We start from the raw sequence: 26988 nt of genomic DNA, 5'->3' as shown, positions 1-26988 counted from the left end.
AGGAGGGACAAAATGAAAAAGAAACTTATGGCAATAGTAGCCGTTTTGGCGCTGTTCGTTTTGGCGTTCACGTTTGCGGCGTGTTCGAAAAAAGACGGCGGCAAAAACGGCGTAGGCGAAGAAATCGTGAACGGCGGTTTCGAGCAAGAAGTGGGAGCGCTTCCCGGTTGGACTACCGAAGGGCAGGCGTTCGGCAAATACGGAGTTGTGAACACGTCGAGCGTGAACGGCGTAACGGTGGGGAAAGTCGGCGACAACTTTTTCAGCGGTTACGACGCGGGCAGCGTCGCGTTTGTGGGCACGCTCACAAGCAGTCCGTTTAAACTTGCGGGAACGGGAAAAATAGCTTACCGCATAGGCGGCGGGCAAGACCCCGAAAAGTGCTATATAGAATTTATAGACAACGGTTCGGACGAAGTTCTTCTCAAAAAAGGCAACGAAGATTTCGAAGTTCCTTACATTACCGACCATCTTGTGCCGAACGTTGTGGACCTTTCGGCGCACATAGGCAAAACGTTGGTTGTTAAAGTTACCGACAACGACAAGAGCCGCGACGGTTGGGGATACCTTAACCTCGACGATTTCAAAGTTCTTAAAACCGAAGAAGAAGTTGCTGCCGTAAACGCCGAACGCGACGCGATTTTGGCTGAAATCGGCGCGCCGTCGTTCGAAGAGGTTGAAACCGAAACCGCTATTCGCAACGGCAGCTTCGAAGACGGTCTCACTAACTGGAAAGTTTTAGAGGGCGATGCGTTCAGCAAAAACACAATAAGCCCGTCCACGAAAACGTTCTTCGGCGACCGTGTGTATAACGCTGTGGGCGACAAATTCTTAGACGGCTACGGCGTTGCCGAAAAAAATACAGGTTCGATTCGTTCTGCAAAATTCACCCTTTCGGGCGACGGCTTTATAACTCTTCTTATAGGCGGCGCGAAAGAGACTAAGAATTACGTTGCGATTTGCGACGGCAACACCGACGAAGAACTTATAAAAATAACGTGCGACCACTTTAAAGACCCCGAAATGTCGCTCAACCTCATGCGTAAATTCGTTGACGCGAGCGAGCACAAGGGCAAAGTTCTGTACGTTAAAATCGTTGACGGCGATAAGCGCGAAAGCGACTACGCCGCAATATCGGTAGACGATATTCGCGTGAGCATGACCGCCGACGAAACTAAGGCGCTTATCAACGAAACGTATATTTGGGCGCAAGGTCTTGAAGAAAACGCGAACAACGCGGTGATTCGCAACTACTACGAAACCTACGAATATCCGTTCGAGCCCGACGTGTTGCGCGTTAAAACGCCTATTGCATCGAAAGCGATTCATGCGAATAACGCGGTGAACGTGGCGGCTTATCTTGCGGAAGCGGAAGGTAGCTACGGCTCCGTTGCGGCGAACGAAATCACCGTGCAGCTTGATAAAATCGCATGCGGCGACATGCCCGAAATAACGAGCGGCTTCGAAAGCGTGGATTTGAGCGTTCCCGGCATTTATACCGTGCATTACAGCGTTCACTATCAAGCGCTTTCCGCTCCCGCTACTTTCGTGCTTGCGGTTTCGGCAGAAAACGACGTGCTCAACGGCGGCTTCGAAACGGGTGACCTTACGGGTTGGACGGTTAGCGGCGCGGGCGGCAGCGCTTCTATGGCTGATACGTTCTGGGAAGGAGACAACAACTTTAAAGACCAAAACGGCGTAACTGTTCAAAACACCCATAAAGACGGCAAATACTTCTTTGTGAGCACCGAAGGCGGCGACAACGGAAAGGTAACGCTTACGAGCAACGATTTTGTTTTGGGCGGACACGGACTGATTTCGTTAAAGTTCGGCGCGGCTAAAAATCCCGAATGTTATGTTGTGCTGTGCGACGAGGACGACAACGAGTTACTTCGCGTAACCAACGCACAATTCAACGACCCGCTTATGGCTCTCAGTATGCAACGCTTATTCATAGACGCGAGCGCGCATATCGGAAAGAGCGTTCACATTAAAATTGTAGACAACGCTTTAAGCGATTTCGGCTTTATGCACGTTGACTCGGTGAAAGCAAGCCTTACCTACAACGAAGCGATAGCTATTTTGAACGCCGACAAAGAGTGGGCGCAAACTTACCGCAACGACGTGCTCGAAAGCGAAGAAGCTATGGGCGCGAGAGCGAAAGAAATTGTGCAGGCGCAACACGACTACTATGCAAATCTTACTGTTTCCGACCCGCGCGTGCTCTCGGTAACTAAACCCATTCCCAACCAAACGGGCAAGGTGAATCAAACAATCGATTTAACCGCGCACACCGCTCTGTTGGAATGGAACAAAATAGACGCTTCTCCTGAGGATGTAACCGTTGAAATTACGGGCGCCAAGAAAGGCGAGCAGGCAGTTGAAAACTTTAACGCACAAGCGTTCTCCGTATCCGACGCGGGAACGTATACGATTTCGTATACCGTAACTGACGGAACAAAAACGATAGAGCTTACCTATGCTTTGCTTATAACGAATAACAACACGATTGCAAACGGCGACTTTGAAACGGGCGACCTTACGGGCTGGACTGTTGTGTCTGGCAACATAGACGTTACAAAAGCGGTAAGCAACGAAATTCATAACGATTGGGTGGAAAAATTACCGTACAATAAGTCGGGTAACTATTTCTTGAAAAATGCAGGATTAGGCGAACATGTTGCATGGGAATTAAAATCCGAAACGTTTGTTCTTGGCGGTAGCGGACATATTTCCTTTAAAATGGCGTCTAATAACGCAATTATAAAAGTGTATAAAGCGGACGGAACGCAGGTTTATTCTTACACATGCCATACCTTTAAAGACGACGGCTTCCCGCATGTGGAAAACGGCGGCAACTGGTGCACGCTTCGCACTCATTATGCGGATTTGAGCGCGTATTTGGGAGAAGAGCTTTATATCGTAATCGGCAATAACGGCGCCGCCGCCGGTTGGGGCTTTGGACACTTCGACGATATTATAGCCTATTACGCCGAAGGAACGGACCTTACCGCAATGCAAGACGACGTGCTTCTTACCTGCATTAAAGACGGCGTAGGGCATGCGGAAGGCGAAACCGTGAAAATGGACTGGATTGCGGCATCCAACGAATACGTTGAGCCCGCTCCCGAAGCATAAGAAAGCGCATTGACAAAAATTTTCGGCTGTGCTATACTGACAGTACAAAACTCGCGGGCACGGTGCTTTGCGCGGTTTGTAGGAGATGGTGCGTATGGCTACTATTAAAGACGTGGCGAAGGAAGCGGGTGTCGGCGTTGGCACCGCTTCCCGCGCCCTCAGCGGCAACGGCAGCGTAAGCGACGACGCTCGAAAGCGGATAGACGCCGCCGTTAAAAAACTGAACTTTGTGCCGAATCAGTCGGCGCGCAACTTAAAAAATCAAACTTGCGCCACTATGGCAATATCGGTTCCCACAATAAGGCATCCGTTCTTTGCTAAAATAATTTACTACGTTGAAGAGTGCCTAAGCCGACGCGGCGTGAGAATGCTTGTTGTGAATTCTCAGGATAAAAAGTCGAAAGAAAGCGAAATGCTCGAAATGATTAGGCAGGCGCGGGTAGACGGCATTATATTTATTACTCACCACGCGCACGACAGCATAGACGAGAATTTGCCCATTGTTTCGGTAGACCGCCATATAGGCGGCAAAGTTCCTTTCGTTACGAGCAACAACTACGAAGCGTCGCGCGAGGCTGTGGAATATCTTTTGTCGCGTGGGGCGAAACGCGTAGGGTGCGTGTGCGGCAAAACCGCCGTTGAAAGCGAAGTGCAGCTTCGATATAAAGCGTACGACGACTGCATGCGCGAGCACGGCTTGCCGTCTCGCTTGGAGGTTGCGGATTTTAAGCATGGCGACGAAATGGAAGTTATGCGCGAATACTTGCAAAACAATCCCGATATAGACGGGTTGTTCGCGGGCAGCGATATGCTTGCTAACGCCGCCTATTACAACGCGCTTTTGCTCGGCAAACGCGTGCCCGAAGATTTGCAGATTGCGGGGTTCGACGGAGTTATGGACGAATGGTGTCCGCACCCCAAGCTTACCACCGTTCAGCAAGACATAGAGGCTTTGGCGGCTACGGCGGTAGACGTATTGTTCGCAAGAGTGCGCGGCGAAGAGTATGAGCACAAAACGGTGATAAAAGCCAAACTTAAAATAGGCGAAACAACGAAATAAATTTTAAAACGGGGACGCTTCCATAATAGGCATTGCGTTCCCGTTATTATTTAACTGCGGAGGTATAGCTGTTATATGATACTTTGCATAGGTGAAATTTTGGCGGATATGTTCGGCAAGAAAAACGCCGACGGAGAAAGTTTTTCTTTTCATGCGGGCGGAGCGCCTTTTAACGTGGCGTGCTGCATTGCGCGTCTCGGCGGCGACGCGGGCTTTGCGGGAAGAGTGGGCGCCGACCTTATAGGCGACAAACTTGTGGAATTTGCGAACGTTCGCGGTTTAAAAAAATTGCGGCTTCAACGCGACGGGGCGCGCAACACGACGCTTGCGTTCGTAAGTTTAGACGAAATGGGGGAGCGCAACTTTTGCTTTTACCGAAAAAACACCGCCGACAGTTTTATAGACTTTGCCGACGTTCTGCCTCTTATAAGCGAAGCGGACGTAGTGCATATAGGTTCGCTTATGCTAAGCGAGGCGCACGGCAGAGAGTTTGCAAACCTTGTTGCCGACGCTGTGCATAAGTCGGGAAAGCTTTTGGGGTTCGACGTGAACTACCGCGAAGATATTTATTCCGACGCGGAAGAAGCGGCGCGAATAAGCCGCGAATATATAGCTAAGGCGGATATAGTAAAACTCTCGGAAAGCGAAGTGACTCTATTATACGGAAACATGGAAAATTTGCGCTCGGCAGCGGGAAAAGACAAAACGGTTTGCATAACTATGGGAGAAAAAGGAAGCGTTTGTTTGCACGGCGGCGAAATTTTTAAAGCTCCCACAATTTCGGTTGATACGGTAGACACTACGGGTGCGGGCGACGCTTTTTACGGCGCGTTTTTGCTCGCGCGGGAAGAAGGGCTTTCGCTTGAAAAGGCGCTTGCGTTTGCAAACGTTTGCGGCGCTCTTACCACAACCGAAAAAGGCGCTATCGAGGCGCTTCCCACACGCGAGCAGATTTTCTTAAAACTGAGTTGCGCTAAGTAAAAAAACTTGTTATTGTACAAACAAAAAAACCGCAGAAATTTTTCTGCGGTTTTTTTTGTTTTACGGCGGCGGGAAGAGTGTTAAGCCGCCATTTTATTTGCCACTTTGTATTTCCAAATCATTTCGGCGTGGTTTTGTTCGTCGGTCATAATCGCGTTCAACACATTGCGAACGTCGGTAGACACAAAGTAGAACAAGTCGTTGTTATACGTTGTGGCAACGTATTTTTCGGTTGCTATAACGTCGGTGCAAAGGAATTTATCAAACTCTTTGCTCTTTTGGTCGCCCGCATGAGTAGCTTTGGGCTCGTACTTAACCGCTTCGGGAGTCTTGTTTTTAATTTGCGGCACGGTGCCGTTTAGCAAGTTTTCAAGCATGTCGAAGTGGTTTTGTTCGCGCTTTAAGAGCTTTTTAAACAAATTTTTGAGCTCGGGGTCTTTGGCTTGCGCGGCATAAAAATCGTATTTTTGCACGCAAAGCTGCTCTTGGTTTTTCAATTCGGTAATTAGTTGCACTTCTTTTTGATTCAGTTTCATTTCTTGATTAAACGTATGCGCGGCGGTTTTCGGAGACGTGCTCCGCGCAATCCTCCCGTAATTTATTTTGTCTCCGAAAAGATTATTGCCGAAAGTTTTTTTATTATTCTCTCGATTTGCGTTTTTTAGTATTTTTATATACGGGACTTTTTTTGCGAGCCCGTAATTGCGCCGCGTTAAAAACAATTCACGGCTTGACAGTGCGCCGAAAATTTAATATAATATAGTTATGAATACAACGGAAATCAAACAAGAAGAAAATGTTGAGGTAAACAGAATTTACAAGCACTTTAAGGGCGATTTGTATTTGGTTACGGACATAGCCACGCACAGCGAAACGCTTGAAAAATACGTTGTGTATCGCGCGCTTTACGGCGACAACAAGCTTTGGGTACGTCCGCTGAGCATGTTTGTGCAAGAGGTGGAGAATAAGCCGCAAAAACACAGGTTCGAACCCGTTACAATCAATAGCGTTAAGGAGAAATAGTGGGGAATGATTGGTGTTATAACTTCCGCTTTAATAATCGGTACGGTAAGCATTGTTGTTCCGCTCGTACTTTCGTTTGCGTATCGCGCGCGAATCAAAGAAGAGAAAAAGAATAATACGGAATTTAAAGGCGAAGCTCGCACGCGCATGGCAAAGTGGCAAAACGTTGTGATTATCGTTGTTATTGCGTTTATTGCCGTAGGCATGCTTGCAATAGCGCTGTTTGCCGCATTCGACCGCGAATATGAAATAGCGGCGGGCGTTACGTTCGTAAACGTATTATATACGGGACTGCTGACCACAGTATATATTTGGTGCAATTTGCGTTATGAAATAGCTACCGACGACCGCTTGATTTTAGTGCGCAAGTTCGGAAAAAAGCGAATAGAGTATTTTTTCGGCAAAGACATATTGTATTACGGCGCTATGATGCAAGGTTATATGAGTTCGCTTACCATGTATGACGCCTACGGCGTCCCGCTTGCCCAAATATCGAGTTTGCGCGTGGGGGTGTCGGCAATCGCTCGAAAACTGCAAAATTCAACCGCGCGGGCGGTGATGCCCAATTTTCCTCCGCCGCAAGCGAGAACTACGCCGCATTACAAACAATACAAGACGAAAAACACTCGAAAAACTGCGTTGGTTTTATGCTTTACAATAGGAATTTGCATGGCGCTGATATCGTTCATTATGTTCTTTGCGAACCAAAAAGTTCCCGTTTATCAAAACGAGAAAATTGCGGGAACGGTGGAAAGCGTGGAATATTCGGGCGACACTGTTAAAATAAAATTAGCGGGCGACGAGAGCAAATATTATGTGAACAACATTGTTTACGAAAAATTCGACGTCGAAATGTTTAAACGTTGGTTCCCCGAAAAAGATTCGCTTGTTGCCGACGGCGAAATAACTTTGTGGGTTGCCTACACCGACGACAGCGAGCGAAAGAATTTGAGCCAAATAGAATTTAACGGGCAAAGGGTGCTGAGCGCGTCGGCGGCCGAACAAGCGGAACGCGACAACTACTTTTTGGGCAAGGTCACTAACATAGTGTTTGCCGTTTTGGGCGGCGGCGGACTATTGGCGGGAGTTGCGCTTGTTGCAATATTCCGAAAAAAGCGACTTATGCCGTTGCCCGACGAACAACCGTCGCCCGTTTTGGAAAGCTATGTGATTCGCTCCGCTCCTATGAATCCGTTCGAAGACGTTTCAAAGGTGAGCGAACCTAACAAAGTCGAATTCGCAAATCCGTTTGGCGACGATTATATTTCGGTTGCGAGCGAACCGAGCGAAAACAACTCTGACGAGCCAGCCGAACCCGAGCCAGCCGAACCCGAGCCCGAAGACGGGGAATAGATAGGGAAGTAAAATATTTTATGGCTAAGCACTTTATGAATTTGAATTCAGAGCCTTTTGATAAAATTAAAAACGGCTCGAAAAAATACGAACTTCGTTTATATGACGAAAAACGCCAAAGCATTCGTATCGGGGATACAATAAAATTCACGAAGCGAGACAGCGACGAAAATTGTACCGTGCAAGTAACCGACTTGCGTCGATTTGCTTGTTTTGCAGACGTATATGCGGCGCTTCCTTTGGCGCAATGCGGCTATGACATAAGCGAACTTAACAATGCAAGCCCGAACGATATGGAAGCTTATTATTCAAAAGAAGAACAAAGATTGCACGGAGTTCTTGCAATCAAAATAAAATTACTATAAAAAAGTCCGAACCGAAAAAGTTCGAACTTTAACGAAAGTGGTGGAGATAAGGGGATTCGAACCCCTGACCTATACGTTGCGAACGTATCGCGCTACCAACTGTGCTATATCCCCGCGCAACTTACGGATTTTATTATACCATAAATTGTCGCAAAAGCAAATGATTTTAGGGTGTTTTTTTGACGAAAAAAATTTTTTTCTCGGGGTAATCTTGACAAATTCGCCTAACTGTGTTATAACTGTTTTCTACGGGGGTGTACCGGCTTCGACGGGTCGGCGCGAACCGGGAAAAGCAAGCGGCAGGGTCGGCTGCCTTAAAAACGCAAATTAAATTAAACGCTAACAATCAAAAAGCGGCGAGCGCTCCTGCGCTTGCCCTTGCAGCTTAACCTATAAGCTGTCGTCGAACGCGGTCGGCTCGCTTGGTCGCGCGAGGCGTCAACAAAAAGGCGAGGTAGTTTGCGCGGTTTGTTTTTGCCCGCGCGAGCGAAATTTAAAAAACTCGCGGTTGCGAATTTTGCTTCTTGCGTTCGCGCCGTTAAATAAAAGCAAAAAGCTAAGCTTGTAGAAAGCCCGTTTTATTCCGATTCGGAAAGGGGTTCAACTCCCCTCACCTCCACCAAAAACCTACTGACAGTGGGTTTTTATCTTATTTATAGTTCAAGATGCGTTTTTATGTAGGAAAATTAAAGGAGAAAGGGAATAATGTCGGTTTTTGAAACTATGTTCGAGGAAATGAAAAATACCGAAGAGTTTAAGTATAAGGCGCGAATGCTTGCAATTATTTTGCGCTCGTTGAGCAAGTCTAAAAAAAAGATTGCCGCCGACGACTTAAACGCAATAGAATCGTTTACGGTGTCGGAACTCGAAAAGCTTGTGAACGAAATTCCCAAAGCGGGGACGTATGCCGAAAAGAGCAAAATATTCGAATACGAAGATATGTTGCTCGGGCTTGTAACGTTTTTAGTCGGAGAACAGCGCCGAGAAATCGGGGCTTCCGATATGGAAATTATAAAAACGGTTGTGCATATGGTAGACAGGGAAATGTGGCTTGAAAAAGAGCTCGAAGAAATGTTTGCCGCTTCGCGCGTTGAAAAATCCGCAGTGAGCGCGCTCATAGAAAAAGTGAAGCCGCTTTCCGACGAAACGCACCGCTCGGTGTTTTTTCAAGGGCTTCTCCATTTTTCCGACGACATAGGAAAAATGAGCGACGAGGCGAATCGCGAGACAGGAAGCTTTTTGCTTTCGGAACTGAAAAGATATTTTGCCAAAAAAGACGGTTTGAGCGAGGATGAAACAAATAACGTCGAATTACTCGCCGACGTTTGCAAGCATTTTAAGAGCGAGGAAATGCTTAACGTAATAAACGAATTGCTTTCTCTCGGGCACAACAACGTTAATTATTACGCGGCGGAAACGCTGTTGAGCGCGGGGCGAGAGCCGAATGCCGAAGTTGTGGCGGCGCTTGCCAACGATTTGTCGTATGCCGAGCTTACATACAGAGCGCTTGCGCGTTATAAAAAACAGGCGTTGTTTCCCTCCGAACTTGCCAACGCGGAATATCTTGCCAAAAGCGATTTGTCGCACTGGCTTGTTTATCCTACCGAACTCGGCAAGCTTCCCGACGAAATCGAATTGCTTGGCAGCGTTAAAGCGCATCGTTCAGTTTATTATGTGTTTCGTTTTAAGTCGGATAGCGACAATCTTTCGGACGAGTGTAAAAACGAATGGCTTATAGGGTGGTCGAACGCCGACGGCGGCACGTTCAGCAACTTTGACAGACTTTCGCTTTTCGAGCAAAAGACGCCCGAAAAAACTTTAAAATATATAAAGAAAAAATTACTTTAACGAATAAAAATTTGCGTTCGCGGCAAAAGTTTTTATAAAAGCGTGTACAAAAGCGGGACGGTATGTTATACTATTTGTAAGGTTGAGGAGGCAGAGTAATTATGTCGGAATGTAATCACGATTGCGGAAGTTGTTCGAGTAATTGCGGCGAAAGAAAAATAGAGCACGATAAGCCGCACGAGGGCAGCAATATAGGTAAAGTAATAGCGGTGGTAAGCGGAAAGGGCGGAGTGGGAAAGTCGCTTGTAACAGCACTCGGAGCGGTTGCGAGCGAACGCGCGGGCTACCGCACCGCCGTGCTGGACGCGGATATAACGGGTCCGTCGGTTCCCAAAATGTTCGGCATTAAAGATAAAGCTATGGGAAGCGAGCTCGGACTATTTCCCGTAGAGAGTAAAAACGGCGTGCGCGTAATGTCGCTGAACTTATTGCTTGACGACGAAACGAGCCCCGTAGTGTGGCGCGGACCGGTGATTTCCGGAGCCGTTAAACAGTTTTGGACAGACGTTGTGTGGGGAGACGTAGATTTTATGTTTGTGGACATGCCTCCCGGAACGGGCGACGTGCCGCTTACCGTTTTTCAGAGCTTGCCGGTAGACGGAATTATTATAGTTACGTCGCCGCAGGAACTTGTTTCCATGATTGTGGAAAAAGCGGTTAACATGGCGAAAATGATGAAAATCCCCGTGCTCGGCCTTGTGGAAAACATGAGCTATTTCGAGTGCCCCGATTGCGGAAAGAGAATAGAAATTTTCGGCGAAAGCAAATTCGAGGAAACAGCGGCGAAATTCGGAATAGAGCCGCTTATGCGGATTCCCGTTTTGCCCGCGCTCGCGCAATATGCCGACAACGGCAAAATAGAGGACGTTGCGGGCGTTGAACTTAGCGGGCTTTCCCGTTTGCTTGAAAAGCTCGGCAATAAGAAAAAGCGCAAATAAAATAGTGTGCGCATAGCTTACGGCGAAAAACGGAAGAATGGAGAGTTTGCAATGAAATGTCTGTTTGTTTACAATCCCGTGAGCGGAAAAGGAAAAGCCGCCAAAAAGAAAAAGTTTATCGTTAAAAAACTTAGGGAGCGTTTCGGAGAAGTCGATGTTTACGCCACTCGCAGAGCGGGCGAACTCGTGGAAAAGGCTGCCGAAAGTTGCGGAAATTACGACGTGCTCGTGTTCGCGGGCGGCGACGGTTCTTTTAACGAAGTTGTTATGGGGCTCGGCGAGCGCGAAAACAGACCTGTGCTCGGCTACATTCCCACAGGGACGGTGAACGACATTGCCCGAAGCACGGGAATTCCGCGCGATGTGCGCGGCGCCGTGAAAAACATAGTTAAGGGCGGAGCGTATCCTCTGGACGTTATGAAAGTGAACGACAGCTACGTTATGTACGTTGCTTGCAGCGGCGGGCTTACGGGTTGTTCGTATAAAGCGAAACAGAGCGCGAAAAAGGTTTTCGGGAAAATAGCCTACGTTTTCGAGGTGCTTAAAAACGACCTCGTGTTCGACGAATACCCTGTAACGTTTTCGGGCGCGGAAGGCGAAGAAAAAACGAGCGCCGTTATGATAATGATTATGAACGGCAGAAGCGTTGCGAGTTTGCCTGTGAACGGCGGCGCGTTTATGGACGACGGCGAAGCCGAAGTTATAATTGTCAGCGAGAAACCGCGCGGAAACGAAACCAAAGTGCATAGGCATTTCAGATATTTTTTCAGCGCAATCAAGGTTTTTACTCGCGGATTTAAACGCCTTTTGAAAAACAAAAAAATGTACACTTATAAAATTAAAGATTTTTCCGTAGGTGTGGCGGAAAACGTGGTGTGGAATTTCGACGGCGAGCGGGGAACTACTGGCAATATCGCGGTTAAGGTTTTAAACAAACACGTCAGCCTTATTATTCCGCGCCCGAAAAAGGGCAAACGTTCTTGCCTTAAAGACGGATTTAAAAGCGAGGAAACTAAAATATAGTTTTTGGCATTTGCAAGTTTCGCAATAAAAAAGTTCACCTAAATTTATTTGCGCCATATCATGGAAATATGAAAGTTATAGATATTGGCGCGGCGAAAATCGGCGTTGCGGAAAAAGGCGACAAGCCGCTTAAAAACGGCGTTGCCGACGCGGTGCTTGTTGCGGAAACGCTGAAAAACGAAGTGTCGCTCGGAAGCGAAATTGCGGGCGCGTCGGATTTTGCCCGCAAATGGGCGGCGGTGTCTAATGAGTGCGGTTGCCCCGTTTTGTGCGGGTGCACAACGCGCTTCGGGAGTTTGCGCCACATTTCGGTTATGACTTTTTCGGGCGGCGCGCTTGCCGACATAGCCGACCGCACCCTAAATCTTTGCGGCGGCGGATACGGCGAGGGCGATACGATTAAGGTGCTGCGATTCAAGAATTTCGATTTCGGATTGCTTGTTGACACCGACATATTGCTTGCGAAAAACTGGAAGAAAATTGCGCCCGTGTGCGACGTTATTGTGGGAATCGCGTTTTCGGGCGGCGATGCCGATTTCGGGTTTATTCCTACATACGCGTCTCTTTTCGGCAAGCCGTATGCGGTCGCTTTTGCAAGCGGCGAAGTTTTGTGGGGCAATCCATTAGAGGGTTTAAACAAATAGCGTAAGCTCGGCTGAGTTTGCGGCGCCGTAAAAAAAGTTGCGGGTTTCTTTTAAATATGGTATACTTTATCCGTGAGTAGAGAGGTGCTCGGATGAATTTAGAAGAAGCCGAAAAAATTATATTTACCGCCGTGGGGCTGTATACGTCTCAGCGCGTGCCGCCCAAAAAACGGCGGGAAAAATTTGAGAATCCCCTTCCGCAAGTTTTGCGAACGGCGGCGGAGGTTAAAGTCCGCCCGTCTTTTCGTGTTCCCGAAGAACTCGAAGCAAACGCGGCTCGGCTAACCGCGCTCGACGCCAAATTTTCGCAACCGTATAAAGTGTCCGAAAAAACAAAAGGATTTTTACCGCAAGAGGAAAAGATTACAGAGCGCGCCGCGTATAAAGGCGTTCGGCAAGAAGAAAAGAACGATTTCGACGCTTTGCTTAAAATCCGCAAGCCCGAAATTTTTATCGAACGGGTTTTTGAGCTGTTCGGCGGCGGTAATATTGCGGGAAAATTATCCGACGCTCTCAGTCGAAGAGTGCAAAAACTTCCTACCCGCGAAGCCGAAGAACAAGCGCGCAAGGCGTCGGAGTTGGCGAAACGACGCAGACAGGAAGAACAGGCGGTGCGCATAGCGCAGGCTAAGGCTAAGGAAAAAGCGGACAAGTTTTTTAACGCGTATGTTTCTTTTGCCGTGCTTTCGGTTGTGTTTGCGGTTATTGCCGTAACGGTTTCTTTCGCGCAAACTCCGATAGTATTCGGAGAACGGTCGGGCAACGCCGTGATTTTTATGTTTTGCCTTGCGGGAGCTTTCTTTGTTGCCGCGAGCTTTTGCGCCGTGTCGGCTCGCAAAGGCAAACGCAAAACCGTTTTAAACGGGCTGTCGTTTGTGACGCTCGCACTCGTAATATTTGCAATAGCTACTTTTTATCCCGCGTATACATACGGAAAAAAAGCAGTATGGCTCGGCGTGTTTATTCCGCTCGGAGTTATATGGTGTGTGATAAAGTCGGAAATCGCGCGAAGAAAAGGACACAAAGACAAGACGCAGTTTATTGAGTTTATATTGTATGCGGTTTGCGCGTTTACTTGCGTTGCTTTTGCAATAAACACTTTTTCGGCGGCGGGATTCGACGGGCACTACGGAATTTATTATTATAAGGAACTGCCCGACGGCACTCTTTCGGTTACGCTTTCGACGTGCTACGAAAGCGTTGTTGTGCCCGAAAGCATAAAAGGCAAAACGGTGTCCGAATTTGATTTTTCGCCGCGCACGGCAAACGAGAAAAAGTTGAAAGAGCTTGTATTACCGAAAACTCTTTTAAGGGTGAGCAGTCCGGATATTTTTTCGGGTTTCAAAAACCTAAAAGCGTTGAGCGCTCACGCAAGCGTTATAGAGTATACGGGAGTCGGCAAATTAAAAGAGCTGACTATTTACGGAAACACCGTTCCAAAAGCGCTTTGCAAGCAAGCTTACGAGCTTAGGCGGGTGGCAATTCCGGATGCCGAAACGGTGGAGGCGCAAGCGTTTTTGAGTTGTTCGGGACTTGAAAAAATAGAGGCTACAACTCGGTTGCGCGTTATAGAGGAGTTGGCTTTTGCAAATTGCGCAAGTTTGCAAAGCATAAAGTTACCCGAGTCGGCGCAAGTGGGGGAAGCGGCGTTTATGCGTTGCACGGAGCTCAAATCGGTTACCGTTCCCAACAGCGTCGAGCTTGAAACAAACGTTTTCGCGGAATGTTCGGCAATAGAATACGCGTCTTTGTCGGCTGAACATATATCCCAAATTCCCAAAGACAGTTTGAAAACGGTGGAAATAACGGGCGGCGCCGAAATTCCCGAACGCGCTTTTTACACTTGCCGTACGCTTTCTGCGGTTTCGGTTGCCGAAAGCGTCACCGCAATAGGCGAAAGAGCGTTTCAGGGGTGCCGCAGTTTGGAAAACGTGCGTCTGCCCGACACGGTAGAATCGTTGGGCAAATATTCTTTCGCGGGCTGTTCCGCGCTTGAAAGTTTTGACGTGCCCGAGTCGGTAACAGAGTTGCCCGGTTGGTTGTTCGAATGGAACGGAAATCTTAAAACTGTGGAAATTCCCGGCGGACTAACTCGCGTTGGCGATGCGGCGTTTTGGGGCTGCGAAAGTTTGCAAATGTCGGGGCTTCATAACAACGTTACGCAAATAGGACACGGGGCGTTCGCGCATTGCAAAGCGCTAACAAGTTTTAGCTTGCCGCTTTTTATAACCGAAATCGACGAGCTTACGTTCGCCTATTGTAATAATCTTAAAAGCGTGTGGATGTGCGCGAATATAAAAAGAGTGGAAGGAAAAGCGTTTTTAGGGTGCGATTCGCTTAATAAAGTGACGTTTTCGGGAACGGAATCGGAATGGAACGAAATTATTATGGGAACCGAAAACGAGCCTTTCGCGTCGGCGCAAGTCGTGTTTTTAAAATAATAGGCGCGCTCTGATTGCGGCGGGCTAAACGGTTGCCATTTTTCCGCGCGTGTGCTATACTCTATAACGATGGAAAACGAAAGAATAAACGCTATGAATCCCGTAACGCTCGCGTATATAGGAGACGCCGTATTTTCGCTTTTCGTTCGCACGAGAATGCTCGAAAAAGCGGAATACCGTTCGCGCGAGCTAAACGCCAAAGTGAACGCTTGCGTTAAAGCGACCGCGCAATCGGCAATGCTCGAAGCGGTTTTGCCCGTTCTGTCCGACGAGGAGAAAGACGTTGCAAGGCGCGCGAGGAATTGCCATACCCCCGCGAAAGCGAAAAACGCGGGGCTTATGGACTACAAGCGGGCTACCGCTCTCGAAGCGTTGTTCGGTTGGCTCTATTTGCGCGGCGAAATCGCGCGGCTCGAAGAACTCGAAACGCTGTGTTTATGCGGGATATAGAAATGCTTTGCTCAGACCGAAGGCAAACGTTTTTAAAATCGACTTTCGCGGGCGTGTACCGCGAAAGGACGCCGTTGAACGCTCGCCCAACACGGATTAAGCAAGCGAAGTGAAACGTAGCGTAGCGCCGTGTTGCATTCGGGCGAAAGTAAAGTAAAAGAAACTCATAAGGAGAAATTATTTTGAAAGTTGAAGGAAAAGCGCGGCTTATCCGTTATACCGCCGACCCCGAACAAACAATCGCTCTTGCGGCAAAACTTTGCTATTCGGGCGACGAAATAGACGATTTAATAGAAAAAATAGGCGAAAAAGACAATGCTAAGTTTATATCGTTGCTAACCAAAATGAACCACTATTCGCCGTTCGAGCACGCAAGCTTTACCTTTGCGCTCGAAGGCGTGTCGCGCGCGTTGCTCGCGCAAATTACCCGCCACCGAATAGCGAGCTTTTCGGTTCGCAGTCAGCGGTATGTGTCGGAGGGCGAGTTTAATTATATTGTGCCGCCCGCGATAGAAGCGCTCGGCAAAGACGCCGTTAATAAGTACGAAGCTCAAATGGCTCAAATGCTCGAATGGTACCGCGAGTGGCAACAAGTTTTGGGCGGAAACAACGAAAAAAGCAACGAGGACGCGCGTTTTGTGTTGCCTAACGCTTGCGAAACGAAAATGATACTTTCTATGAACGCGCGCGAGCTTCTGCACTTTTTTTCTTTGCGTTGTTGCAACCGCGCCCAGTGGGAAATTCGCAACATAGCTTGGCAAATGCTCGAAGAAGTTTTGCGGGTGGCGCCGTCGGTGTTCTCTAACGCCGGTCCGGGTTGTTTGCGCGGCGTTTGCCCCGAAGGAAAAAAGAGTTGCGGAAAGGCGGCGGAAGTTAAGGCGGTGTTCGAAGCCGTTAAAAATAAAGCGAATTAAAAGGAAATAAGGAAAAGAACATGAAAATAGAAGGGCGTAACGCCGTAGGCGAAGCCGTGCGTTCGGGCAAGACGATAGACCGTTTGCTTGTGCAGAAAGGACTTAAAGACGCGGCGGCAAACAAAATAATAGATGACGCGAAGAGCAGGGGAATAAAAATATTTTTCCGCGAAAAAGAAGCGCTCGACCGCGAAAGCGCGCAAAAGCGGCATCAAGGCTTTATCGCCGAAATAACCGATTTTGTGTATTGCGAACTTGCAGATATTCTCGAGCTTGCCGAGAAAAAAGGCGAAAAGCCGTTCGTTCTTGTTTTAGACGGCGTTGAGGACCCGCACAATTTGGGAAGCATTTTGCGAGTGGCTGAGTGCGCGGGAGTGCACGGAGTTGTTATACCCCGCCATCGCAGCGTGTCGGTGAACGAAACCGTTATAAAAGTTTCGGCGGGAGCGGCGAGCCATGTGCTCGTGGCAAAAGTAACCAACATAAACGACGCAATCGACGAACTGAAAGAAAACAACGTATGGGTGTACGCCGCCGACATGAGCGGCAAAAGCGTGTACGAAACCGACGTTAAAGGCGCGGTCGCGTTTGTAGTGGGCGGCGAGGGACAAGGCGTTAAACGCTTAACTTTGAGCAAATGCGACGGCGTTGTGTCTATTCCTATGCGCGGCAAGGTAAATTCCTTGAACGCGTCCGTTGCGGCGGGAGTAGTCGTATTCGAAAAGCTCCGCCAAGATTACGGCGGTTAAAACGAGCGCATATAGCGGCGCGTCTTTCCGCTCTATGTAAGTGATTGCCGCTTATTTTAATGCAACAACTAAAAAGTAATTTATTTTAAGGAGTTATATAAACTATGAGAAAACCCGTTATTGCAGGAAACTGGAAAATGAACAACACTATTGCGGCGGCTACGTCGCTTATAAACGAGCTTAAACCGCTTGTTGCCGACGCGGAAGCCGAAGTTGTTATTTGCGTGCCGTATACCGCTATTCAAAAAGCCGCCGAGCTTACTCGCGGAACGAATATAGCCGTTGGCGCCGAGAACGTGGCTTGGGCGGATAAAGGCGCTTTCACGGGCGAAATCAGCGCCGAAATGCTCAAAGAGGTGGGCGCGGAATACGTTATAATAGGGCACAGCGAGCGCCGCCAAATGTTCGGAGAAACTGACGAAACCGTGAATATGCGCACGGTTCAAGCGCTTAAATATTCGCTTAAACCCATTGTTTGCGTGGGCGAAACTCTCGAAGAGCGCGAGGGCGGAAAAACCGAAACGGTTGTTAAACGCCAAACCGAAGGCGCGTTTAAAGGAATAAGCGCCGCCGAGCTTGACAACGTTATAATTGCTTACGAACCCGTTTGGGCAATAGGTACAGGCAAAACGGCAACATCCGAACAAGCCAACGAAACTATAAAATATATCCGTTCGGTTGTTGCGGGTCTTTACGGCAAGGCTACCGCCGACAAACTCCGTATTCAATACGGCGGAAGCATGAACCCTTCGAACGCTGCCGCTCTCATGGCTCAACCCGACATAGACGGAGGTCTTATAGGCGGCGCGAGTTTGAAAGCGGCGGATTTCTCCAAAGTGGTAAAATATTAAAAACGTTTTGTGCGTTTGGGCAAAGTTTAAAAAAGGTGGCAAGAGGTATAAATTATGAAAACCGACGCAATTATTATTATGGACGGATTCGGTTTGCGCGACGCGTTGCGCGGCAACGCGATTGCCGAAGAAGGCACGCCTAACCTTAAAGCGCTTATGAAAAAGTATCCGCACACTCAAATCGAGGCAAGCGGCAAAGCGGTTGGGTTGCCCGCCGGTCAGATGGGCAACAGCGAGGTGGGGCACCTCAACTTAGGCGCGGGACGGGTTGTGTATCAAGACATTTCTTTAATAGACCACGCAATCGAAACCGGCGAATTTTTTAAGAACGAAGCTTTTAAAGCGGCTATCGGAAACGCGAAAAAGAATAAAACCGCTCTTCACCTTGTTGGGCTTACGAGCGACGGCGGCGTGCACAGCCATGTTAACCATCTTTATGCTTTGCTTGAAATGTGCAAGGCTGAAAAGCTCGAAAACGTGTTTGTTCATTGCGTAACCGACGGCAGAGACGTGCCGCCCGACAGCGCGCGCGAATATGTGAAAAAGGTAGAGCAAAAAGCCGCCGAAATAGGAGTGGGCAAAGTTGCCACCGTTGTGGGGCGTTACTATTATATGGACCGCGACAACCGTTGGGACAGAGTAAAGCGGGGTTACGACTGCGTTTTTGCGGGAGTGGGCGCCAACTATACCAACGCCGACGCGGGAATTGCGGCGTCTTATGCGGCGGGAAAGCTCGACGAATTTATTGAGCCCGTTGTTGTAGACGGTTACAGAGGCGTGCAAAACAACGACAGTGTTATTTTCTACAATTTCCGTTCCGACCGCGCCCGTGAAATTACGCGCGCGGCTATAGAACCCGATTTTAATAACTTCGAGCGAGCGGGCGGCTACAAAAAGACGGTGTACGTCGGTATGACGCAATACGACGCCACGTTCAAAGGACTTTACACAGCGTTCGCTCCCAAAAAAATAGTGAACACGCTCGGAGAATATTTGGGCAAACTCGGAAAAACGCAAGCGCGCGTAGCCGAAACCGAAAAATACGCGCATGTAACGTTTTTCTTTAACGGCGGCGTTGAAGAACCCAACAAAGGCGAAGAGCGCGTGCTCGTGCCGTCGCCCAAAGTTGCAACCTACGACCTTAAGCCCGAAATGAGCGCTCCCGAAGTTACCGAAAAGGCGCTCGACGTTGTGGGCAAAACCGACGTGCTTATTATGAATTTTGCGAATTGCGACATGGTGGGGCATACGGGAGTGTTCGGTGCCGCAGTTAAAGCGGTTAAAGCGGTAGACGAAGGAGTGGGCAAAGTGGTTGATAAAATACTTTCCACAGGCGGAACCGCGCTTATTTGCGCCGACCACGGCAACGCCGAACTTATGAGTTTCGACGACGGTGCGCCGTGCACCGCCCACACCACAAACCCCGTGCCGTTTATCGTTGCGGGTAAGAGGTATGAAAACGCCACTCTTCGCTCGGGCGGCGCGCTTTGCGACGTTGCGCCCACGTTGTTGCACGTTATGGGAGTGGAAAAGCCTAAGGAAATGGAAGGCAAGTCGCTTATAAACGACAACATATAGCTATTTGTATGCTTTTGCCGCTCTTGTCAGCGCTCTGCGCCATCTAAAAGAAAAGTGTAACTCTTTTAACTAAAAGATTGTTTCTTGGCGCAAGCTATTTATGTTGCAAGGAACCTATAAACTGCGCGGCAATTTTAAATAAGGAGCGTATAAAGTGCCCGAAATAGTTGAATTGAAAATATTCGCAAAATCGATTAAAGAGCGGTTTTTCGATAGAGAGGTAATTCGCGCCGATTATAAAAAGGGCGGGTTCGATTTGAACGCCGCCGTTGCAAAAAAGACGCTTACCGACGTGCGCGGGCACGGCAAAGAAATGTTTTTTTGGTTTAACGGTTTGCCCGCGTTTTCGGTTCATTTAATGCTAAACGGCGGTTTTGCGGTGCTCAACGAAAACACCCGACCTGCGGCTGCCGACGTTGTTGCCGAACTGTGTTTCGAGGGCGGCGAATACCTTATGGTGTTCGACCCCGACGGCTATGCCAAAATGGCGCCGTTCGACGCTTTGCCGCAAGTTCCCGAAGCCACGCGGATTACCGAAACGGAGTTTTATTCGCTACTTGCTCAAAAGAGCAAAGCTGCGGTTAAAAACGTGCTTTGCGACCAAAATTGTGTTCGCGGAATAGGCAACGCCTACGCCGACGAAATACTTTACGCGGCAAAAATATCGCCCGCGTCGAAATGCGGAAAATTGCCCGCCGAAGTTAAAAAAGAACTTTATGCCGCTATGCGCGCGGTGCTTGAAAATGCAATCGAGAAATACGCCGAAATGTATAAGGGAGTAACGTGCGGAGAGATGCGCGACCTTGTGCAAGTGCATACCCGCGCCCGTATGACTCCGCTCGGTGAACTCATTAAAGTTACCGAAATCGGCGGCAGAAAAACATATTACACCGAATCGCAACGCGTATTTTAAAATGCGAATAGGAGAGTGTAATGGCAAACGTTATTTATAAACACGAACATTGCAGGTTGGTTAAAAAGCTAATAAAACTATTAAATGCGTATTCTGCCGACGGGTATATATTAAAGTCGGTGTCGATGGGCGATTTAATGACAAGATACGAATTACTTTTCGAGAAAGATTTAGACGCTCCAGCGAACGTTACATATGAGCATAAGTGTTGCAGGCGAAGTAAAAAATTAAATTCGATTTTAGAAGAGTATAGTAGAAACGGTTGGAAAGCGGCGTTTCAGTTTATGAGCGATATGGGTTCGAGATATGATGTGATATTTGTTAAAGACAAAGTTTCGAATTAAAACAAAAAGGCAAGCGTGCTCGCTTGCCTTTTTTTGTGTTGTTTAAATGTTGTTTAGAAATCCACTTCGGTGTCGTAGTAGCAGCATTTAAGAAGTTTTTCCATTTCCTCAACCGACGGTTGGCGAGGGTTGGAGCCTGTGCAAGCGTCGCCGAGCGCGTTCACCGCAATGTCGTGCAGTTTTTCAAGGAACACGTTTTCGGGCACAAAGCCTTGCTCGCAAGGGTAGCTGTCGGCGCCGTAGTTTTTAATGCAATGAGGAATTTTAAGCTCGTCGTTCATCTTGCGGAGCATTGCGATTAAAAGTTCCACTTTCTCGTCGTCGTCTTTTCCGCCTAAGTTGATAAAGTCGGCAATTTCGCCGTAGCGCTTTTTGGCTTCGGGATTTTGGGCGTTGAATTTTATAACTTTGGGCAAATACATGGCGTTAGCCGCACCGTGAATTATGTGCGCGCCGTATTCGTCGAACGCCGCGCCCGTTTTGTGCGCCATAGAGTGAACTATGCCGAGAAGAGCGTTTGAAAACGCCATGCCCGCAAGGCACTGAGCGTTGTGCATGCTGTCGCGCTTGACTGTGTCGCCGTTGTAAGATGCCACAAGGTCGTTCTTTATCATTTTAACGGCGTGCAAAGCGAGCGGGTCGGTGTAATCGCAATGAGCGGTAGAAACGTAAGCTTCGATTGCGTGCGTTATCGCGTCCATACCTGTGTGAGCAACAAGTTTTTGCGGCATGGTTTCGGCAAGGTCGGGGTCTACTATCGCAACGTCGGGCGTAATTTCAAAGTCGGCGATAGGGTATTTAATGCCTTTTTTGTAGTCGGTTATAATAGAAAACGCGGTAACTTCGGTGGCTGTGCCGGATGTAGACGAAATCGCGCAAAAACGCGCTTTTTTTCTGAGCGCGGGAATGCCGAACACTTTGCACATTTCTTCGAAAGTAATATGCGGGTATTCGTATTTAATCCACATCGCCTTTGCCGCGTCTATGGGAGAACCGCCGCCCATAGCTATAATCCAGTCGGGCTTGAATTTAAGCATCGCGTCGGCGCCTTTCATAACGGTTTCAACCGAAGGGTCGGGCTCTATTCCTTCGAAGAGCTCAACTTTCATTCCCGCTTCTTTCAGGTAGCTTACCGCTCTGTCGAGAAAACCGAACTTTTTCATCGAGCCGCCGCCCACGCAAATTATGGCTTTTTTGCCGCTGAAACTTTTAAGCGCTTCAAGCGAGCCCTTTCCGTGATACAAATCTCTGGGTAAAGTAAATCTTGCCATTTCAAACATATCCTCCGCTTTTTATAAATATTTTTTTCGGATTCGGTTTTTCCGAATCTTTGTTTGCATTATAACACAATAAACAATATATGTCAACTCTAATCGCTAATTTTTTATCGATAAAATTATAACGACAAAACTTTCGGCGAGTCTTTTTAAGCGTTTAATTTCTTTTGCTTGACAATCGTGTGTTATAAATGTATATTTATATGGAAGAACTTATATAACCCCCAACCAAAGGGAGAAGAGGAATGACAAGGGAAGAAGCGCAAAAACTTATTGAGAATACTGCTCTTTTCGAATGCGAAAGAACGGAGCCGAAAAATAAAGATTACGCTTGCGAAAAACTTACTTTCGCGCGAATGGAAACGAAGGTTGAGTTTAAGACCCGCCCCGATTTTGTTGTTCGCAAGGGGTTTGAGAACGACTTTAAAATAACGGCTAAATTGCCCAAAAAAACGTTTGCGCACGATAGGCTTTTTTATTCTTCGGGAACTTTTAACATAATCGAAAAGAAATTTTCTTGCGCCGCTGAACGCGAATGGCTGAAATCGGAAAGAAACGAATATAAAAGCCTTATAGAAACGGAAGACGATAGAACGTTTTTCCGCGAAGTGGGAACACGGTTCGCGGCTCAAAATATTTCGGGCAAGCTACTTAAAAAAGTTAATAAAATGCTTGCAAAGTTTAAAACCGACGCCGAATTGCAAGAGGAACGAAAACGGGTCGAAGCGGCGGAACGCGCAAAGCGCGAGGAAAAAGCTCGCCGAGAGAAAGAGGCTGAGGAGCGTAGGGTTAAAGCTGAAGCGCAAGCCGCGCGAACTGCGAAACAGAAGAAAACGTTCAAATTAAAAAAGACGTTAAAAATAGTTGCCTATTTTCTACCCGTAATTTTGTCGGTTATAATAGGGTGCGACGTTTTTAATCCCGTGAACGGGTATCAATACAGAGTGCGAACAATGCCGCGCTTATCGTGGGGGGGGTAATAACTTTATATGTGTTTCTTTGCATAATTACCGTTTTTTGCGCGGTGTTTTTAACGGCGCGCATGTGCGTGAAAGAATACGTTCGCCGCGATTACGTTTGCACACACACGCGTTACAGCGTGTTTGCATACGTTATGTTGGGGCTTACCGTTTTTGTGTGCGCGTTTAATTTGAGTAAAATACTGCCGCATTTGGGGCAAAACAAAATAATATACGAGGGCGGCGGCTACCGCGCGTGGGAATACGTCAAAAAAGGCGAAAGCGTAACGCTTGCCGAATGTAACGCCGAAGATTACGAAACCGAAAAGTACGGAATGGACTATACGTTCTACGGTTGGGAAATAAACGGCGAACGGTATGCGGCGGGCGACGAATACACGCCCAAAGGTTGGGATACCGCTACGGCGATTATAGATAAGTACAAATATTGCAATATAAGCGTTAAATCGTATTGCGCGTCGGTTAAAATTTATGCGGGGAACGAATTGCTCGGAACATTCACCGAAGGTACTATAAGGGTGCCTTACGGAAAACAAATAATGTTGAAAGCGAGCTATACATACGATTACAGAAGAGCTCTTACGGTAAACGGCACTCCTACCGCAAGCGGGGAACCGTTTGAAATAGAAGAACATTCTCAAATTCAAGTGTCGAGTCAAGACCCTACGGGGTGTTTTGTGGGCGGCACGCTTATAACGCTTGCAGACGGAAGCGTAAAAGCGGTGGAGGATTTGAAAATAGGCGACCGACTGCTTGTGTTCAACCACGAAACGGGCAAACTCGATTCGGCGCCGCTTCTTTGCAACATTCACGCAAACCGCAGCGCCGAATTGCATAAAGTTATCGAGTTGCGTTTTTCGAACGGAACAACGCTTAAAATCGCCGACGAACACTTCTTGTTTGACAAAACTTTAAATTCTTACGTTAGAATTACCGAAGCTAACGCAAGCGAATTTAAGGGGCATTCTTTCGTTACGGCAGACTTAAAGGACGGCACGGGAGCGGTTACGCTTTCGAGCGTAACGGTTAGAGAAGAACTCACGAAAATATACAATCCCGTAACCGTATGGCATGTGAACGCTGTGGCGAACGGCATGCTGACTTATTCGGCGCACATGGCGGATTTGTTCGAATACGACGACGATATGAAAATAGACGAAAAGGCTTTGAGCGCCGACGTTGAAAAATACGGGCTTTTCACTTACGAAGATTTTAAGGAATACGTTTCGAAAGAGGAGTACGAACTGTTCCCGTTCGCTTACTACAAACCCGCAATATTAAAAGGGGAATACACGTTCGAAGAATTATTGCACATACTCGAATTGTATTACGGCTCCGAATCGATACAGTTAACTCAACGTGGCTGAAACGATAAAAAAACACCGCCTGCATAGCGGTGTTTTTTATTTTAACGTCAGCGTTCGCGTAATTGTGCGTTGTTTCCGTTAGTTTGTTTGCCGTTTTATTATATTCCGAAAGGCATAAGCACGTCTTTAACGCTCACGGGCAACACGTTGGGGAAGAACATGAATATTACCGCTGCGGCAACCAAAAGCGCGTAGGGAATAAATAAGAAAAGATGTTTAAGCGAGAATTGCAAGCCCGCAAGACCCACAACCAACAGTATTGCTATTTCGCGCACCGTTTTAAGTACCTGAGTAGCTTTCGCGGGAATAAATCCCACTCCGTCGGCGGCTCTGCCCGCCACATAACTGTTCACATACAACAGCACGATAAGAGCCACTGTAAAGAATGCGAGGATTTCGGTAATTATGTCAACTACTTTTTCCATGCCTTCGTTCATTTTCATTGTCGATTTCACTCCTTTTGTTTTTGATATAATCATTATACACCTTTAACTGCGCAAGAGCAATATATAGAAAGTAAAAAATACATTAAACTTAAATTAGAAAAGCGGCATTTGTTTTTTCGAGCGTGACAAAATCTTACATTTTAGGCAGACTTAATATAAAAAAATTATTTGCTTAAAATATTAAAACATGTTAGAATATATACAAAAGAACAGTAGGAGGATTTTATATTTATGCAAAATACCGTAAAAATAGAAATTGTTATGGAAGACGGCGGCGTTATGAATTTTGAGCTATATCCCGACGCGGCGCCTATATCGGTTGCGAATTTCGCGGCGCTTGCCGATTCCGGATTTTTCGACGGGCTGTGCTTTCACCGAGTTATAGACGGTTTTATGATTCAGGGCGGCGGCTTCGTGCATAAAAACGGCGCGCTTATTCCCAAAGAAGGGGCAAAAACGATTCGCGGAGAATTTGCGTCTAACGGCGTTCAAAATCCTTTAAAGCATACGGCGGGGACAATTTCTATGGCGCGCACAAATGTTAAAGATTCGGCTTCGAGTCAGTTTTTTATTTGCGTTGCCGACACTCCTTTTCTCGACGGCGAATATGCGGCTTTCGGCAGAGTAACCGACAAAGCGAGCCTTGATAAAGCAATTTCAATAGGCAAGGTGCGTACGGGAAGCGTCGGATATTACGACGACGTTCCCCTTTCGCCCGTAGTTATAAAAAGCGTGAGAACGGTGAAATAGCCGTATGCAACTTTCGAGAGAGCAGAGAAAGGTATTGCTTGGAGCGTTAAACGGCAGCGGGCTTTTTATATCGTGCGGCAAAGAAACTCCGAACCTAATGTCTACCCACTGGGGAGCGCTCGGCACGTTTTGGAACAGACAAGTTTTTGTTTTGCCCGTGCGCGAGGGAAAACTCAGCCACGAGGTTATAGATAAAGTTAAGAGCTTCGCGGTGAGCGTCCCCACAGCGGATATGCGCAACGAAATCGCAAGGTGCGACCATCTGAGCGGCTATTCGGTTAATAAGTTCGAAGAACTTCATTTGCATCCAAGACGCGCTCGGCATATTCCCGCCTACGTTTTGGGCGAATGCGGGCTTATACTCGAATGTAAAGTAATTTTCGCGGCTACGCCCGAATGCGGATTTGTTGACGCCGCGCTTAAAGCGGATATGTATGCGGGCAAAGATTTTCACACAATGTATTTCGGCGAAATTGTGGATTGTTACGAAAACAGGTAACTTAAAACATATAACAAACGGCATCGAATAAAGTATTTTGACGCTGTAAAACGGGAATAACAACTACGGTGACAGAAAAGACGAACAAGGTTAAAATAACTCAATTTATTCCGTTTTTCATTATGCTTATAGCGGCGGGTATAACGGCGGTTATTTATTTTTTACGGAACGGGGAACCTGTTCCCGCTCTTTATTTTTTGGCGGCTCTCGCAACTTCGCTTGCGCCGCTTTTATTTCCGCTGTATTATTTGCTTACGGGTAAAAAAATTCCGCTTGCTATTTGCGTAACAGTTTGCGTGCACCTCGCGTGCGCCGCGCATTTGGGTACCGTTTTAAAGTTTTACGACACTTTTAAATGGTGGGATTTGCTGTGTCACGGTTACTTCGGATTTAACGCCGCGCTTATAGTGTTTTGGTTTATGGCGGACAGCGGCAAAATACGTTTAAATCCCGTTTGGCTGGTATTTTTGGCTTTAAGCGTGGCGCTTGCTTTGGGCGCGCTGTGGGAAATTGTGGAATATATCACCGACCGTCTGTTCGACGGCGACGCCCAACGCGTTCAAGAGTCGTTAGCCTTAGGCAAATCGCCCATGAAAGACACTATGGAAGATTTAATGATTACCGTTGCGGGAGTGGCGGTATTCGCGGCTGTTGTGTTCGCCGACTTTTTGAGCAAAGGCAAGTTGTTTTCCCGTCTCGGGTTGAGCGCTGAAAAGGCTGCCGCTCAAACGGAAGATTTTGCTTTTGAACATGAAAAAGGGGAGAGCGAACCTTGCGAAAAAAATTCGTTCGCTCCGCCGCGCGAACCCCCTTTGCAATAACGTTCGCCATATAGCATATTTTCGTTTTTAAAAGATAAATAGAATTGACTTTCGTCAGCGAATAAGTTATACTTATATAGCCTCTTATGTGGCGACAATACGGAGCGGTCTTCAGCCGAGCAACGAAGTTGCGAACGCCGACCCAAACGCGTAGCCTATAAACGCGAAACATGAAAACAAAACAAACAAAATACGGAGGCGTATCGAAGCGGTCCTCAGCCGAGCAACGAAGTTG

General features: G+C 47.6%; 26 protein-coding genes, 1 tRNA gene and 1 other RNA gene. 24 read left to right on the top strand and 4 right to left on the bottom strand.

What is annotated here, in order from left to right:
- Positions 1-12: 12 nt before the first annotated feature.
- The 3 genes from NFR62_RS05995 (at position 13) to NFR62_RS05985 (ending at position 5179) form a co-directional block, all read left to right on the top strand.
- Positions 13-3138 (top strand): carbohydrate binding domain-containing protein, encoded by a 3126-nt coding sequence (locus tag NFR62_RS05995; protein WP_251615918.1) that lies wholly within the window; start codon positions 13-15, stop codon positions 3136-3138.
- 94 nt (positions 3139-3232) lie between these two features.
- Entirely contained in the window at positions 3233-4198 is a 966-nt protein-coding gene (locus tag NFR62_RS05990; protein WP_251615915.1) for a LacI family DNA-binding transcriptional regulator, read from the top strand.
- 75 nt (positions 4199-4273) lie between these two features.
- Positions 4274-5179, top strand: a complete 906-nt coding sequence (locus NFR62_RS05985) for a carbohydrate kinase family protein (RefSeq protein WP_251615911.1) — start codon at positions 4274-4276, stop codon at positions 5177-5179.
- A gap of 80 nt (positions 5180-5259) precedes the next feature.
- Here the strand turns inward: NFR62_RS05985 and NFR62_RS05980 are convergent, their stop codons facing one another.
- Positions 5260-5715, bottom strand: a complete 456-nt coding sequence (locus NFR62_RS05980; RefSeq protein WP_251615908.1) for a ferritin-like domain-containing protein — start codon at positions 5713-5715, stop codon at positions 5260-5262.
- 229 nt (positions 5716-5944) lie between these two features.
- On the opposite strand from NFR62_RS05980, the gene NFR62_RS05975 reads away from it, so the two are divergent.
- From NFR62_RS05975 to NFR62_RS05965, 3 genes are read left to right on the top strand one after another with little or no spacing between them, the layout of a single operon-like run.
- Positions 5945-6202 (top strand): DUF1653 domain-containing protein, encoded by a 258-nt coding sequence (locus NFR62_RS05975; RefSeq protein WP_251615905.1) that lies wholly within the window; start codon positions 5945-5947, stop codon positions 6200-6202.
- A gap of 6 nt (positions 6203-6208) precedes the next feature.
- Entirely contained in the window at positions 6209-7555 is a 1347-nt protein-coding gene (locus NFR62_RS05970; protein ID WP_251615898.1) for a hypothetical protein, read from the top strand.
- A gap of 20 nt (positions 7556-7575) precedes the next feature.
- Positions 7576-7920 (top strand): ASCH domain-containing protein, encoded by a 345-nt coding sequence (locus NFR62_RS05965; RefSeq protein ID WP_251615895.1) that lies wholly within the window; start codon positions 7576-7578, stop codon positions 7918-7920.
- Between the two features lie 38 nt (positions 7921-7958).
- On the opposite strand, the gene NFR62_RS05960 is transcribed toward NFR62_RS05965, so the two are convergent.
- Positions 7959-8034: transfer RNA gene (locus NFR62_RS05960), tRNA-Ala, on the bottom strand.
- 136 nt (positions 8035-8170) lie between these two features.
- Here NFR62_RS05960 and ssrA point away from each other — a divergent pair.
- From ssrA to NFR62_RS05895, 13 genes are all read left to right on the top strand, one after another.
- Positions 8171-8542, top strand: a transfer-messenger RNA (tmRNA) gene (gene ssrA, locus NFR62_RS05955).
- A gap of 83 nt (positions 8543-8625) precedes the next feature.
- The gene (locus tag NFR62_RS05950) at positions 8626-9768 is read left to right on the top strand and encodes a hypothetical protein (RefSeq protein ID WP_251615892.1); all 1143 of its coding nucleotides are present in this window, start codon (positions 8626-8628) and stop codon (positions 9766-9768) included.
- Positions 9769-9869: 101 nt separating this feature from the next.
- Positions 9870-10706, top strand: a complete 837-nt coding sequence (locus NFR62_RS05945; protein ID WP_251615890.1) for an Mrp/NBP35 family ATP-binding protein — start codon at positions 9870-9872, stop codon at positions 10704-10706.
- 51 nt (positions 10707-10757) lie between these two features.
- Entirely contained in the window at positions 10758-11729 is a 972-nt protein-coding gene (locus tag NFR62_RS05940; RefSeq protein ID WP_251615888.1) for a diacylglycerol/lipid kinase family protein, read from the top strand.
- A 68-nt stretch (positions 11730-11797) separates the two neighbouring features.
- Positions 11798-12373: a hypothetical protein gene (locus tag NFR62_RS05935; protein ID WP_251615885.1), complete on the top strand. Its 576-nt coding sequence runs from the start codon at positions 11798-11800 to the stop codon at positions 12371-12373.
- Between the two features lie 92 nt (positions 12374-12465).
- Positions 12466-14814, top strand: a complete 2349-nt coding sequence (locus tag NFR62_RS05930; protein WP_251615884.1) for a leucine-rich repeat protein — start codon at positions 12466-12468, stop codon at positions 14812-14814.
- A 69-nt stretch (positions 14815-14883) separates the two neighbouring features.
- Complete coding sequence (locus NFR62_RS05925) at positions 14884-15264, top strand: Mini-ribonuclease 3 (RefSeq protein ID WP_251615882.1); 381 nt, start codon at positions 14884-14886, stop codon at positions 15262-15264.
- Between the two features lie 179 nt (positions 15265-15443).
- Positions 15444-16178, top strand: a complete 735-nt coding sequence (gene thyX / locus NFR62_RS05920; RefSeq protein ID WP_420851357.1) for an FAD-dependent thymidylate synthase — start codon at positions 15444-15446, stop codon at positions 16176-16178.
- 20 nt (positions 16179-16198) lie between these two features.
- Positions 16199-16927, top strand: a complete 729-nt coding sequence (gene rlmB / locus NFR62_RS05915; protein ID WP_251615874.1) for a 23S rRNA (guanosine(2251)-2'-O)-methyltransferase RlmB — start codon at positions 16199-16201, stop codon at positions 16925-16927.
- A gap of 104 nt (positions 16928-17031) precedes the next feature.
- Entirely contained in the window at positions 17032-17778 is a 747-nt protein-coding gene (gene tpiA / locus NFR62_RS05910; RefSeq protein WP_251615872.1) for a triose-phosphate isomerase, read from the top strand.
- A 54-nt stretch (positions 17779-17832) separates the two neighbouring features.
- Positions 17833-19356 carry a 2,3-bisphosphoglycerate-independent phosphoglycerate mutase gene (gene gpmI / locus NFR62_RS05905; protein ID WP_251615870.1) on the top strand — a complete coding sequence of 508 codons (1524 nt, stop codon included), beginning with the start codon at positions 17833-17835 and terminating at the stop codon, positions 19354-19356.
- Between the two features lie 154 nt (positions 19357-19510).
- Positions 19511-20269 (top strand): DNA-formamidopyrimidine glycosylase family protein, encoded by a 759-nt coding sequence (locus tag NFR62_RS05900; RefSeq protein ID WP_251615867.1) that lies wholly within the window; start codon positions 19511-19513, stop codon positions 20267-20269.
- A 20-nt stretch (positions 20270-20289) separates the two neighbouring features.
- Positions 20290-20613 carry a hypothetical protein gene (locus NFR62_RS05895; RefSeq protein WP_251615858.1) on the top strand — a complete coding sequence of 108 codons (324 nt, stop codon included), beginning with the start codon at positions 20290-20292 and terminating at the stop codon, positions 20611-20613.
- Between the two features lie 53 nt (positions 20614-20666).
- Here the strand turns inward: NFR62_RS05895 and NFR62_RS05890 are convergent, their stop codons facing one another.
- Positions 20667-21884, bottom strand: a complete 1218-nt coding sequence (locus tag NFR62_RS05890; RefSeq protein WP_251615855.1) for an iron-containing alcohol dehydrogenase — start codon at positions 21882-21884, stop codon at positions 20667-20669.
- Positions 21885-22135: 251 nt separating this feature from the next.
- On the opposite strand from NFR62_RS05890, the gene NFR62_RS05885 reads away from it, so the two are divergent.
- Together NFR62_RS05885 and NFR62_RS05880 are read left to right on the top strand one after the other, a co-directional pair.
- Positions 22136-22870, top strand: a complete 735-nt coding sequence (locus NFR62_RS05885) for a hypothetical protein (protein ID WP_251615852.1) — start codon at positions 22136-22138, stop codon at positions 22868-22870.
- Positions 22871-22881: 11 nt separating this feature from the next.
- The gene (locus tag NFR62_RS05880) at positions 22882-24237 is read left to right on the top strand and encodes a Hint domain-containing protein (protein WP_251615833.1); all 1356 of its coding nucleotides are present in this window, start codon (positions 22882-22884) and stop codon (positions 24235-24237) included.
- 98 nt (positions 24238-24335) lie between these two features.
- Here NFR62_RS05880 and NFR62_RS05875 read toward each other — a convergent pair whose 3' ends face one another.
- Positions 24336-24680, bottom strand: coding sequence for a hypothetical protein (locus tag NFR62_RS05875; protein WP_251615826.1), 345 nt, complete (start codon positions 24678-24680; stop codon positions 24336-24338).
- Between the two features lie 234 nt (positions 24681-24914).
- On the opposite strand from NFR62_RS05875, the gene NFR62_RS05870 reads away from it, so the two are divergent.
- The 3 genes from NFR62_RS05870 (at position 24915) to NFR62_RS05860 (ending at position 26753) form a co-directional block, all read left to right on the top strand.
- On the top strand, positions 24915-25433 hold the full coding sequence (locus NFR62_RS05870; protein ID WP_251615811.1) for a peptidylprolyl isomerase: 519 nt from the start codon (positions 24915-24917) through the stop codon (positions 25431-25433).
- A gap of 4 nt (positions 25434-25437) precedes the next feature.
- On the top strand, positions 25438-25932 hold the full coding sequence (locus NFR62_RS05865) for a flavin reductase family protein (protein WP_251615808.1): 495 nt from the start codon (positions 25438-25440) through the stop codon (positions 25930-25932).
- 68 nt (positions 25933-26000) lie between these two features.
- On the top strand, positions 26001-26753 hold the full coding sequence (locus tag NFR62_RS05860) for a DUF2238 domain-containing protein (RefSeq protein ID WP_251615789.1): 753 nt from the start codon (positions 26001-26003) through the stop codon (positions 26751-26753).
- Positions 26754-26988: the final 235 nt, after the last annotated feature.

The organism is Pumilibacter muris (assembly GCF_943193045.1).
Taxonomy (GTDB): domain Bacteria; phylum Bacillota; class Clostridia; order Christensenellales; family Pumilibacteraceae; genus Pumilibacter; species Pumilibacter muris.
Note: the sequence above shows the minus strand (reverse complement) of the source record. Positions and strands in the feature narration are given on the sequence as shown.

What these genes read in the sequence shown, in the direction of transcription:
- NFR62_RS05895 (WP_251615858.1), top strand. Translation starts at nt 20,290, where the DNA reads ATGGCAAACGTTATTTATAAACACGAACATTGCAGGTTGGTTAAAAAG.
- NFR62_RS05935 (WP_251615885.1), top strand. Translation starts at nt 11,798, where the DNA reads ATGAAAGTTATAGATATTGGCGCGGCGAAAATCGGCGTTGCGGAAAAA.
- NFR62_RS05985 (WP_251615911.1), top strand. Translation starts at nt 4,274, where the DNA reads ATGATACTTTGCATAGGTGAAATTTTGGCGGATATGTTCGGCAAGAAA.
- NFR62_RS05885 (WP_251615852.1), top strand. Translation starts at nt 22,136, where the DNA reads ATGACAAGGGAAGAAGCGCAAAAACTTATTGAGAATACTGCTCTTTTC.
- NFR62_RS05925 (WP_251615882.1), top strand. Translation starts at nt 14,884, where the DNA reads ATGGAAAACGAAAGAATAAACGCTATGAATCCCGTAACGCTCGCGTAT.
- NFR62_RS05950 (WP_251615892.1), top strand. Translation starts at nt 8,626, where the DNA reads ATGTCGGTTTTTGAAACTATGTTCGAGGAAATGAAAAATACCGAAGAG.
- NFR62_RS05945 (WP_251615890.1), top strand. Translation starts at nt 9,870, where the DNA reads ATGTCGGAATGTAATCACGATTGCGGAAGTTGTTCGAGTAATTGCGGC.
- NFR62_RS05890 (WP_251615855.1), bottom strand. Translation starts at nt 21,884, where the DNA reads ATGGCAAGATTTACTTTACCCAGAGATTTGTATCACGGAAAGGGCTCG.
- NFR62_RS05875 (WP_251615826.1), bottom strand. Translation starts at nt 24,680, where the DNA reads ATGAAAATGAACGAAGGCATGGAAAAAGTAGTTGACATAATTACCGAA.
- NFR62_RS05990 (WP_251615915.1), top strand. Translation starts at nt 3,233, where the DNA reads ATGGCTACTATTAAAGACGTGGCGAAGGAAGCGGGTGTCGGCGTTGGC.
- NFR62_RS05975 (WP_251615905.1), top strand. Translation starts at nt 5,945, where the DNA reads ATGAATACAACGGAAATCAAACAAGAAGAAAATGTTGAGGTAAACAGA.
- NFR62_RS05970 (WP_251615898.1), top strand. Translation starts at nt 6,209, where the DNA reads ATGATTGGTGTTATAACTTCCGCTTTAATAATCGGTACGGTAAGCATT.
- NFR62_RS05980 (WP_251615908.1), bottom strand. Translation starts at nt 5,715, where the DNA reads ATGAAACTGAATCAAAAAGAAGTGCAACTAATTACCGAATTGAAAAAC.
- NFR62_RS05965 (WP_251615895.1), top strand. Translation starts at nt 7,576, where the DNA reads ATGGCTAAGCACTTTATGAATTTGAATTCAGAGCCTTTTGATAAAATT.
- NFR62_RS05930 (WP_251615884.1), top strand. Translation starts at nt 12,466, where the DNA reads ATGAATTTAGAAGAAGCCGAAAAAATTATATTTACCGCCGTGGGGCTG.
- gpmI (WP_251615870.1), top strand. Translation starts at nt 17,833, where the DNA reads ATGAAAACCGACGCAATTATTATTATGGACGGATTCGGTTTGCGCGAC.
- NFR62_RS05870 (WP_251615811.1), top strand. Translation starts at nt 24,915, where the DNA reads ATGCAAAATACCGTAAAAATAGAAATTGTTATGGAAGACGGCGGCGTT.
- NFR62_RS05865 (WP_251615808.1), top strand. Translation starts at nt 25,438, where the DNA reads ATGCAACTTTCGAGAGAGCAGAGAAAGGTATTGCTTGGAGCGTTAAAC.
- NFR62_RS05995 (WP_251615918.1), top strand. Translation starts at nt 13, where the DNA reads ATGAAAAAGAAACTTATGGCAATAGTAGCCGTTTTGGCGCTGTTCGTT.
- NFR62_RS05940 (WP_251615888.1), top strand. Translation starts at nt 10,758, where the DNA reads ATGAAATGTCTGTTTGTTTACAATCCCGTGAGCGGAAAAGGAAAAGCC.
- rlmB (WP_251615874.1), top strand. Translation starts at nt 16,199, where the DNA reads ATGAAAATAGAAGGGCGTAACGCCGTAGGCGAAGCCGTGCGTTCGGGC.
- tpiA (WP_251615872.1), top strand. Translation starts at nt 17,032, where the DNA reads ATGAGAAAACCCGTTATTGCAGGAAACTGGAAAATGAACAACACTATT.